At 62.6% G+C, this 9321-nt stretch carries 10 protein-coding genes; 8 read left to right on the top strand and 2 right to left on the bottom strand.

Annotated elements, in window-relative coordinates; translation table 11 throughout:
- Positions 1-666 (bottom strand): PQQ-dependent sugar dehydrogenase (locus ACREC7_RS14190; RefSeq protein WP_431556341.1); only part of this gene is annotated, 666 nt, incomplete at its 3' end.
- A gap of 290 nt (positions 667-956) precedes the next feature.
- On the opposite strand from ACREC7_RS14190, the gene ACREC7_RS14185 reads away from it, so the two are divergent.
- The 7 genes from ACREC7_RS14185 to phoB all read left to right on the top strand — a co-directional run bounded on the left by ACREC7_RS14185 (position 957) and on the right by phoB (position 7779).
- Positions 957-2324: an ATP-binding protein gene (locus tag ACREC7_RS14185; RefSeq protein WP_431556340.1), complete on the top strand. Its 1368-nt coding sequence runs from the start codon at positions 957-959 to the stop codon at positions 2322-2324.
- A gap of 169 nt (positions 2325-2493) precedes the next feature.
- The gene (pstS, locus tag ACREC7_RS14180; protein ID WP_431556339.1) at positions 2494-3543 is read left to right on the top strand and encodes a phosphate ABC transporter substrate-binding protein PstS; all 1050 of its coding nucleotides are present in this window, start codon (positions 2494-2496) and stop codon (positions 3541-3543) included.
- A gap of 92 nt (positions 3544-3635) precedes the next feature.
- The gene (pstC, locus tag ACREC7_RS14175; protein WP_431556342.1) at positions 3636-4628 is read left to right on the top strand and encodes a phosphate ABC transporter permease subunit PstC; all 993 of its coding nucleotides are present in this window, start codon (positions 3636-3638) and stop codon (positions 4626-4628) included.
- A gap of 2 nt (positions 4629-4630) precedes the next feature.
- Complete coding sequence (gene pstA, locus ACREC7_RS14170) at positions 4631-5488, top strand: phosphate ABC transporter permease PstA (RefSeq protein WP_431556338.1); 858 nt, start codon at positions 4631-4633, stop codon at positions 5486-5488.
- Positions 5485-6297, top strand: a complete 813-nt coding sequence (gene pstB / locus ACREC7_RS14165) for a phosphate ABC transporter ATP-binding protein PstB (RefSeq protein WP_431556337.1) — start codon at positions 5485-5487, stop codon at positions 6295-6297. Before pstA ends, pstB begins: the two co-directional genes overlap by 4 nt.
- A gap of 29 nt (positions 6298-6326) precedes the next feature.
- Complete coding sequence (gene phoU, locus ACREC7_RS14160) at positions 6327-7052, top strand: phosphate signaling complex protein PhoU (protein ID WP_431556336.1); 726 nt, start codon at positions 6327-6329, stop codon at positions 7050-7052.
- Position 7053: 1 nt separating this feature from the next.
- Entirely contained in the window at positions 7054-7779 is a 726-nt protein-coding gene (gene phoB, locus ACREC7_RS14155) for a phosphate regulon transcriptional regulator PhoB (protein ID WP_431556335.1), read from the top strand.
- A gap of 206 nt (positions 7780-7985) precedes the next feature.
- Here phoB and ACREC7_RS14150 read toward each other — a convergent pair whose 3' ends face one another.
- The gene (locus ACREC7_RS14150) at positions 7986-8492 is read right to left on the bottom strand and encodes a GcrA family cell cycle regulator (protein ID WP_431556334.1); all 507 of its coding nucleotides are present in this window, start codon (positions 8490-8492) and stop codon (positions 7986-7988) included.
- Between the two features lie 385 nt (positions 8493-8877).
- On the opposite strand from ACREC7_RS14150, the gene ACREC7_RS14145 reads away from it, so the two are divergent.
- A partial coding sequence (locus ACREC7_RS14145) for an aminotransferase class III-fold pyridoxal phosphate-dependent enzyme (protein ID WP_431556333.1) occupies positions 8878-9321 on the top strand: 444 nt, incomplete at its 3' end.

The following is a 9321-nucleotide window of genomic DNA, read 5'->3' as shown; positions in this document are numbered from 1 at the left end:
GCTCTCCGGGATCGAGCCGTCGGTGCGCATGCGGATGATCTTCCCATCGTCATTGGAAAGGTCCTGTGCCGGATCGCCGCTCCACCGGTCGCCAAGGGAGAGGAAGAGGTAGCCGTCAGGGGTCACGGCAAGCCGCCCGCCAATCTGCTCCGGCCGCGGTCCAGCCGTGCTCTCGAACAGGACTTGCTGGTCGGTGAGAGTTCCGTTCCCCTCGTCGAGCGTGGCCTTCATCACCCGCATCCTGGAGGCCTGCTCTTGACCGACGAGGTAGGAGAAATAAATCGTAGCATTGGCGGCAAAGTCAGGATCGAGAGCGAGATCGAGCAGACCGCCATGCCCGAGGGTCAGCACCTCTGGAACGCCGGCGATGAGGCGGCTTTCGCCCGTGGTCCGGACGAGCTGCAACTGCCCAGTTCTTTCGGTGACGAGGAAGGAGCCGTCGGGCAGAAATCCGACCGAACGCGGCTGGTCGAAGGGGCCGGCGACCCGCTCGGAGATCAGTTGCGGACCCTCGGCGAGAACGACCCCGGCCTCTCCCGAAGGAGGGACGGTTATGGTCTTGGCCGGAGGGCAGCCCAGTGGAGAGTCGGGGATCGGGGGTGAGGCGAAGGCAGGCTGCGCCGTGACCAGGGCAACGAACGTCACGCAAACCGATACACACTTCATGCAAGTCCCCCAACTGGCCGGCAAAGGCGTTGAAAGGGCCTGATCTTGACACGGCCCGAAAGAACTTTGGCCCCTGAAATCCTGCTGTCGTGCCCGTCATAATCTTGAAAGGCGCCTAAATTGGGGGAACTATGAAGCGGGCCTGGGTCGGCCAGCCAGAACTCTGTCATGGTTATGTCACGGGAGTTGCGGTACTCCGTCGCAAAAGCGTGACAATCCCAGCGCAATGATTGGAGGCGCACTATCTCGGCGGTATCCCGAATGATTCGCTTCGTCGTGGGGGAAAGGCATTGATCGATCAGGTAGGGCGCCCCGCCTCCCCACTTGCCGCGAGCTTGCCGGCAAGGACCGCCGCCGCTCTGCTTCGCGGCCTCCACGAGCTTGGTGCGAGGGTATGGTCCTCGCTTTGGTTGATTGTGGCGGTCGCCGTGATCATGGCCTCGCTCGTGGTCGTCGCCCATCTCTCGCTTCCCTTCGCCATCGCCGCGTTCCTCGGCTTCGTCGCCTCGGTCGCACTCTTGCCGCGTCAGGAAATCGATGAGGCCGAGGGTAGCGAACTTGCGCGGCTGACGAGTTCCGCGCGGTCTAGCTCGCGCATGAGGGTGATCGCCGAGGCCCTGCCCGATCCCGCCATTCTGCTGAATGCGGCGGGGCAGGTGCTCTACTGCAACGCTCCGGCGAGGGGCCTGTTCGCCTCTTTGCGCGAAGGCAGCCACATCTCCTCGGTGATCCGCACGCCGGAATTCTTGGACGCCGTGAGTGCGGCACCCTCGCGCGGCCGCGCCGTCACCGTGACCTATGCCGAGAGGGTTCCCGTGGGCCGGCGCATGGCTGCGACCGTGGCGCCGCTCACCCGCGGATCGGAGCCCGACAGCGACATCCTCGTGCTGTTGCGGGACTTGACCGAGGTCGAGCGCATCAACCAGATGCGTGCCGATTTCATTGCCAATGCGAGCCATGAGCTCAGGACTCCGCTTGCATCGCTGCGCGGCTTCATCGAGACGCTGCAGGGCACCGCCAAGGACGATCCCAAGGCACGCGAACGCTTCCTTGCCATCATGGCGGAGCAGGCTTCGCGCATGACGCGCCTGATCGACGCGCTGCTCTCGCTTTCCCGCGTCGAGATGAATGCCCATGTTCCCCCGAGCGGTCGCATCGACCTCAACGACGTGCTCGATCACGTGCGCGACACGCTCGAACCGCTTGCGCGCGATTCCGGCGGTCGGCTGCATGTCGGACGGTTCCCACGCCCGGCCATCGTCCGGGCCGACCGCGATGAGCTCGTTCAGGTGTTCCAAAATCTGGTGCAGAACGCGTTCCGCTATGGCGTGAAGGGCGGGCCGATCCGACTGGAGCCCCGGCAAGCGCCGCCGGTTGGTCGGCAGCCTGGCCGCTATGCGGTCTCGGTGATCGACCAGGGACCCGGCATTGCGCCGGAGCATCTGCCGCGGCTCACCGAGCGCTTCTACCGTATCGACGTGGCCTCGAGCCGGGAGAAGGGCGGTACGGGGCTTGGGCTTGCAATCGTCAAGCACATCCTCAATCGCCATCGTGGCGAGCTCGCCATCGCCTCTCAGCCCGGCAAGGGCTCGACCTTCACCGTGCTCCTCGACCCCGCCCGCGAGACCCTTCCCATCAAGGCGACGGCCGCCGAATAGCCTGTCCACAGCCATTTCCGGCCCTTTTCGGCACTGTCACCCAACTGTCATATAACTGACATAGTAGCGTTATTGCGCGGCGTTAACGCTCCCTCGACGGCGGGGGAGGGGCCCCTGCCGGAGGTTCGGTTTCGAACCCGAATTTCTCCACCCTACAGGGAGAGCATCCATGAGGTTCATGTCCTATGCGGCCGCTGTTGGCCTAGCCGCAGCGTTTTCTATCACCACGGCGCAAGCCGCCGATATTTCAGGGGCTGGCGCAACCTTCCCCTATCCGATCTACGCGAAGTGGGCCGACGCCTACAAGAAGGAGACCGGGATCGGTCTCAACTACCAGTCGATTGGTTCCGGCGGCGGCATCAAGCAGATCAAAGCCGACACCGTTACCTTCGGCGCCACCGACGCACCGCTTTCCGGCGACGATCTCACTGCTTCTGGGCTTGCCCAGTTTCCGATGGTCATGGGCGGCATCGTTCCCGTGATCAACGTTGAGGGCATCAACCCCGGCGAGCTCGTTCTCGACGGTCCTACGCTCGCCAAGATTTTCATGGGCGCGATCACCAAATGGGATGATGAGGCGATCAAGAAGTTGAACCCGGACGCCAAGCTTCCCTCCAGCGCCATCGCCGTGGTGCACCGTTCCGATGGTTCCGGCACGACCTACAATTTCACCTACTACCTCTCAGCGGTCAGCGAAGACTGGAAGAGTAAGGTCGGCACCGAGAAGGCAGTGGAATGGCCGACCGGCATGGGCGCCAAGGGTAACGAGGGCGTGGCCAACAATGTGAGCCAGACCAAGGGCTCGATCGGCTATGTCGAGTATGCCTACGCCAAGCAGAACAAGATGACCTATACCAAGATGGTCAACAAGGACGGTAAGACAGTCGAGCCGACCTCGGCGACCTTCGCCGCTGCTGCCTCGCATGCCAATTGGTCATCGCAGCCGGGCTTCGGCGTGATTCTAGCCAGTCAGCCTGGCGACGATTCCTGGCCGATGACCGCCGCCACCTGGATCCTCGTTTACAAGCAGCCGAAGGATCCGGCAGCCACCGGCGAAGCGCTGAAGTTCTTCGCCTGGGCTTACAAGAACGGCGGCAAGATGGCCGCGGAATTGGACTACGTCCCCATGCCTGACAACGTCGTCGGCGATGTCGAGAAGATGTGGGCCTCGGACATCAAGGACTCCTCTGGCAAGCCGATCTTCACTGCCATGAACTAAGTCAGCGAGGCCGAGGCAGGAGCACCACCTTCCCGCTCCTGCCTCGGTCTTGAAGTGAGTGCCCCTTATCAAGAGGCTGCTAGACTATGGATATGGCGCTCCAGTCCGTACCCATTCCCAACCTCGCCAAGGAACGGGCAGACCGCACGAGAACATTGCGCCGCTTCCGCATCGGCGACAGCACCTTCAGGATCATGACCCAGTGTTCCGCCATAGCGGTCCTGGTGCTTCTTGCCGGCGTCATGCTGTCTCTGGTGCTCGGCTCGCTTCCCGCCTGGAAGGCCTTTGGGTTCGGCTTCTTCACCTCGGAAAGCTGGAATCCGGTCACCGAGAAGTTCGGCGCGCTGCCGGCCATCTACGGCACGGTGCTTACCTCCTTCATCGCCATGCTGATCGGCGTGCCGGTCAGTCTCGGCATCGCCATCTTCCTCACTGAAATCAGCCCGGAACGCTTGCGCCGGCCGATCGGCATCGCCGTCGAGCTGCTCGCCGGCATCCCGAGCATCATCTACGGCATTTGGGGTCTGTTCGTGTTCGCGCCCTGGTTCCAGGCGCACGTGCAGCCTCTCTTCATCGATGGCTTCGCCAACGTCCCGGTGCTCAATCAGCTTTTTGCCGGTCCGCCCTACGGCATCGGCATGCTTACCGCCGGTCTGATCCTCGCCATCATGGTGCTGCCCTTCATCACTTCGATCACGCGTGAGGTGTTCGAGACCGTTCCTCCGGTGTTGAAGGAGGCGGCTTACGGCATCGGATGCACCCGCTGGGAGGTGATGCGCCGGGTCGTCATCCCTTACACCCGTGTCGGCATCATCGGCGGCGTCATGCTCGGACTTGGCCGCGCTCTCGGCGAGACCATGGCGGTCACCTTCGTCATCGGCAACGCGCACCGCATCGTGCCTTCCATCCTGGCGCCGGGTACGACCATCTCGGCCACCATCGCCAATGAATTCACCGAGGCCGTGGGCGATCTTTATACCTCCTCGCTCGTGGCTCTTGGCCTCATCCTGTTCTTCATCACCTTCATCGTGCTCGCCGCAGCGCGCTTGATGCTGATGCGCATCGAGAAAAAGGCTGGGACCTGACCATGGCCCTCCCTCAAGTTACCGGACGCTATGCCGGCAGGCGCCGCACCAACTTTATCGCCACGGCGCTGTCGATCGGCGCCGCCGGCTTCGGCCTGACCTGGCTGTTGCTGATCCTGACCGTGCTGGTGGTGAAGGGCGTTGGCGGGCTAACCCTAGCGGTGTTCACCGAGATGACGCCGCCGCCCGGAGGCGCCGGCGGCTTGCTGAATGCAATCGTCGGCAGCCTGATACTCACCACTTTCGCCGTATTGCTCGGCACGCCTCTCGGAGTCCTGGCCGGCACCTACATGGCGGAGTATGGCCGCTACGCCAAGCTCACCATGGTGGTCCGCTTCATCAACGACATTCTCCTCAGCGCGCCGTCGATCGTGGTCGGCCTGTTCGTCTACGAGATCATGGTCGCCACGATGGGGCATTTCTCAGCCTGGGCCGGCGCCGTGGCTCTGGCCATGATCGTCATCCCCGTCGTGGTGCGCACCACAGAGGACATGCTGCTGCTGGTGCCCAACACACTGCGCGAAGCCTCAAGCGCGCTCGGCCTGCCGCGGTGGATTGTCATCCGCGACGTGGCCTATCGCGCGGCCCGCGCCGGCATGATCACCGGCGTTCTCCTCGCCGTCGCGCGGATCACGGGCGAGACCGCGCCGCTTTTGTTTACCGCTCTCAACAATCAGTTCTTCAGCTGGAATCTGAACGCGCCGATGGCAAGTCTGCCGGTGGTGATCTTCCAGTTTGCCTTGAGTCCCTACGAAGACTGGCAGCAGCTTGCCTGGACCGGCGCTCTGCTGATTACCGTCACCGTGCTCGCCCTCAGCATTCTGGCGCGCTCGCTTGCTTCCAAAAAGGTGCCACTATGAGTCTAGCGATCCAAACTGAACTTAAGGAAAAAGCGGTGACTCCTGCCGAAGGCTTGGAACAGAAAGTCTCGGTGCGGCACCTCAACTTCTATTACGGCGCATATCGGGCGCTCGCCGACATCAACGTCAATCTCTTCCAGAATAAGGTCACGGCCTTTATCGGCCCGTCTGGTTGCGGCAAGTCGACGCTGCTCCGCATCATCAACCGCATCTACGACCTCTACCCCAACCAGCGCGCTGACGGCGAGGTTCTACTCGATGGCGCGAACGTGCTCAGCCCGAAACAGGACCTGAATTTGCTGCGCGCCAAGGTCGGCATGGTGTTTCAGAAGCCGACGCCGTTTCCCATGACCATCTACGACAACATAGCCTTCGGCGTTCGCCTCTACGAGAAGCCGTCCAAGGCCGAGCTCGATGCCCGCGTGGAGGACTCCTTGCGCCGCGGCGCGCTCTGGGACGAGGTCAAGGACAAGCTCGACGCGAGCGGCTTGAGCCTGTCCGGCGGCCAGCAGCAGCGGCTTTGCATCGCCCGCACCGTCGCCATCAAGCCTGAAGTGATCCTGCTCGACGAGCCGTGCTCGGCGCTCGATCCGATCTCCACCGCCAAGATCGAAGAGCTGATCGACGTCTTGAAGCGCGACTACACCATCGCCATCGTCACCCACAATATGCAGCAGGCGGCGCGCACCTCCGATTATACTGCCTTCATGTATCTCGGCGAGCTCGTGGAATTCGACAACACCACCCAAATCTTCACCAATCCGAGGATGGAGCGCACCCAAGACTACATCACCGGCCGCTTCGGCTAGGACACGCCCTTTCGAGGAGATGCAGGAAGATGGATACGCACGAACATATCGTCAGGTCCTACGAGGAGGAGCTTTCCTCGCTCAACAACAAGATCGCCAAGATGGGCGGTCTCGCCGAGCAGGTCCTCGGGCAATCCATCGATGCGCTCGAAGGCCGCGATCCCGACCTCGCCGCCGCCACCATCCAGCAGGATGAGGCGATCGACGAATTGGAGAAGGAGATCGAGGAGCAGGTCATCGTCATGATCGCCCGGCGTCAGCCGCTCGCTTACGACCTTCGCCAGATCATGGCGGCGCTTCGCATCTCGACCGACCTCGAGCGCATCGGCGATCTCGGCAAGAACATCGCCAAGCGGGCGCTTGCCGTGGTGGGGGAGCAGCAGCCGAAGCAGCTCATGCTCGGCTTGAAGCATATGGGCGAGCTTGCCCTCGGCCAGCTGAAAGAGGTGCTCGACGCCTATATCGAGCGTGATGCCGACCGCGCCTTGAAGGTCTGGTACCGCGACGAGGACATCGACGCCATGTACAACTCGCTGTTCCGCGAGCTCCTCACCTACATGATGGAGGACCCGCGCAATATCGGGCTCTGCACCCATCTCCTGTTCGGAGCCAAGAACATCGAACGCATCGGCGATCACGCCACCAATATCGCCGAGACCGTCTATTTCCTGGTGCATGGCAACGTGATCACCGACCAGCGGCCGAAAAGCGATACGACCAGCTCGACGCCGGTCCCCTTGAGGTCGGCGGGCTAAGATGCTGAGCGTTTCAGCCATGAACCCGAGAGCCAAAGTCCTCGTGGTTGAGGACGAAGAGCCCTTGGCGCTTCTGCTCCGCTACAATCTCGAGGCCGAAGGCTACGCCGTCGACGTCGTGCATCGTGGCGACGAGGCCGAAGTGGCCATCGCCGAGGGCTCGCCCGATCTGATCGTGCTCGATTGGATGCTGCCCGGTCTCTCCGGGCTTGAGCTTTGCCGCCGCTTGCGTACCGGCAAGGACTCCCGCACCATCCCCATCATCCTGCTCACGGCGCGGAGCGAGGAAAGCGACCGCATCCGCGGGCTGACCACCGGCGCCGACGACTATGTGGTCAAGCCGTTCTCCCTGCCTGAGCTCATGGCGCGGGTGCGCGCGATTCTGAGGCGCACCAGCCCTGAGCGCATCGCCTCGGTGCTCACCGTGGGCGACATCGAGCTAGACCGCGAGTCCCACCGGGTGACGCGGAACGGTCGGCAGGTGCATCTCGGGCCCACCGAGTTTCGCCTGCTCGAATTTCTCATGCAAAGCCCCGGCCGAGTGTTCAGCCGGGCGCAATTGCTCGACGGCGTCTGGGGCCGCAACGTCTATGTGGATGAGCGCACGGTCGATGTGCATATCGGCCGCTTGCGCAAGGCGATGATGCGTGGGCCAGAGACCGACCCGGTGCGCACGGTGCGCGGCGCCGGCTACGCCTTCTCCGACAAGCTGCAAGAGACCGTCTGAGCAAGACTCCATGCTTCGTGACGCGCATCTGTCGATGCGCTCCTCAGCATAAGGAATTGTTCCTTACCCTGAGGAGGACCGCAGGTCCGTCTCGAAGGGTGAGACAAAAAGGAGGCGCCGAACGGGCGCCTTCCTTCCCCCCACTTGACCGAAATGGTTCAGCCGCGGAGTGGCTCGGCCACGAACGTGGCTAAGCCACGAAGCGGCTAGCCGAATGCGACCCTCTTGTCCCGCCGCCGCGATGGCGCCGGCTGATAAGCAAGGCGTGCGTGATGCTCGCAATAGGGAACCGAGCCGGACGTCTTGCGGCCGCAGAAATGAAATTCCTCCTCGCCAGGATCGCCGATGGGCCAGCGGCACATCGCTTCTTTCAAGGTGAGGATAGTCGCCCGCTCGGCGGGCGGTATGTACAGCTCTTCGATCGGTGCCGGCTGAGGCTCGATCTCCTCCTCATAAACCGGCTTCAGCGCGACATTGCCGCGCGTGCCGAACAGCAAGGATGGAGCACGGTGCTGCCGTGGCGCCTGCACCCGCCGCGGTCTTGGGCTCGACGAGCGCGAGCTCGTCGCCCGCCCCGACAAACCGAGACGATGCACCTTGCCGATCACTGCATTCCGCGTCACCCCGCCGAGGCGACCGGCGATCTGGCTTGCGCTCAAGCCATCCGCCCAAAGTTTTTTCAGTAGTTCAACCCTCTCATCATTCCAAGCCATGGTTTGGCCTCCTCATTTTTGACTCAGAATCCCCCCGTCTCGTCGTGAGACGGCGTTCAGTCACGCTGATGTACTGCTGAGAATTGACCGCCCAGGCGTAACGCTGCATCCACCATATATTGTGGCTGAGCGGCTACTAACCTACAATCTCGGGGATAGGGCGGCAAGCGTCCGCCACGCTTGGTTCCGCCGTTTTCCACCGGACAAATCGGAGTCTGCCACTTCTTTGATGAGAATACAAACGGCGCCGTGGATGAAAGCGTGGACGAGTGTTGGATAAGCAGGTGAATGGCCGCTGATTGACAGGCCCCCGCGTGATACCTAAAGCTCTGCAATTCCTTGCTGCCGCCCAGCCGGCGGCAATTTTATTTTGGGACAACCTCTCGTGTCCAAATCGGCCCTGCTTCCGACCTATGCCCGCAGCGAACTTGCCTTCGAGCGCGGGCACGGCGCTTACCTATTTACCGCGTCAGGCGAACGTTATCTCGACTTCGCCTCAGGTGTCGCGGTGACCGCGCTCGGCCACGCCCATCCCCATCTCGTCAAGGCGCTCAACGAGCAGTCGGAAAAATTGTGGCATGTGTCCAATCTGCATCGCATCCCTGGACAGGAGCGGCTCGCGGCGAGGCTCTGCCAAGAGACCTTCGCCGACTATGCGTTCTTCGCCAATTCCGGCGCCGAGGCGGTCGAAGGCGCCATGAAGGTGGCGCGCCGCTATCATTTCAAGCAAGGGGCGCCTGAGCGCTACCGCTTCGTCACCTTCGAAGGCGCCTTTCACGGGCGGACTCTCGCCACCATCGCCGCCGGCGGGCAGCCCAAGCACCTCGAG

Origin of the sequence: Methyloceanibacter sp. (assembly GCF_050728395.1) — a bacterium.
Taxonomy (GTDB): domain Bacteria; phylum Pseudomonadota; class Alphaproteobacteria; order Rhizobiales; family Methyloligellaceae; genus Methyloceanibacter.
This window is presented reverse-complemented; position numbering and strand designations above follow the sequence as displayed.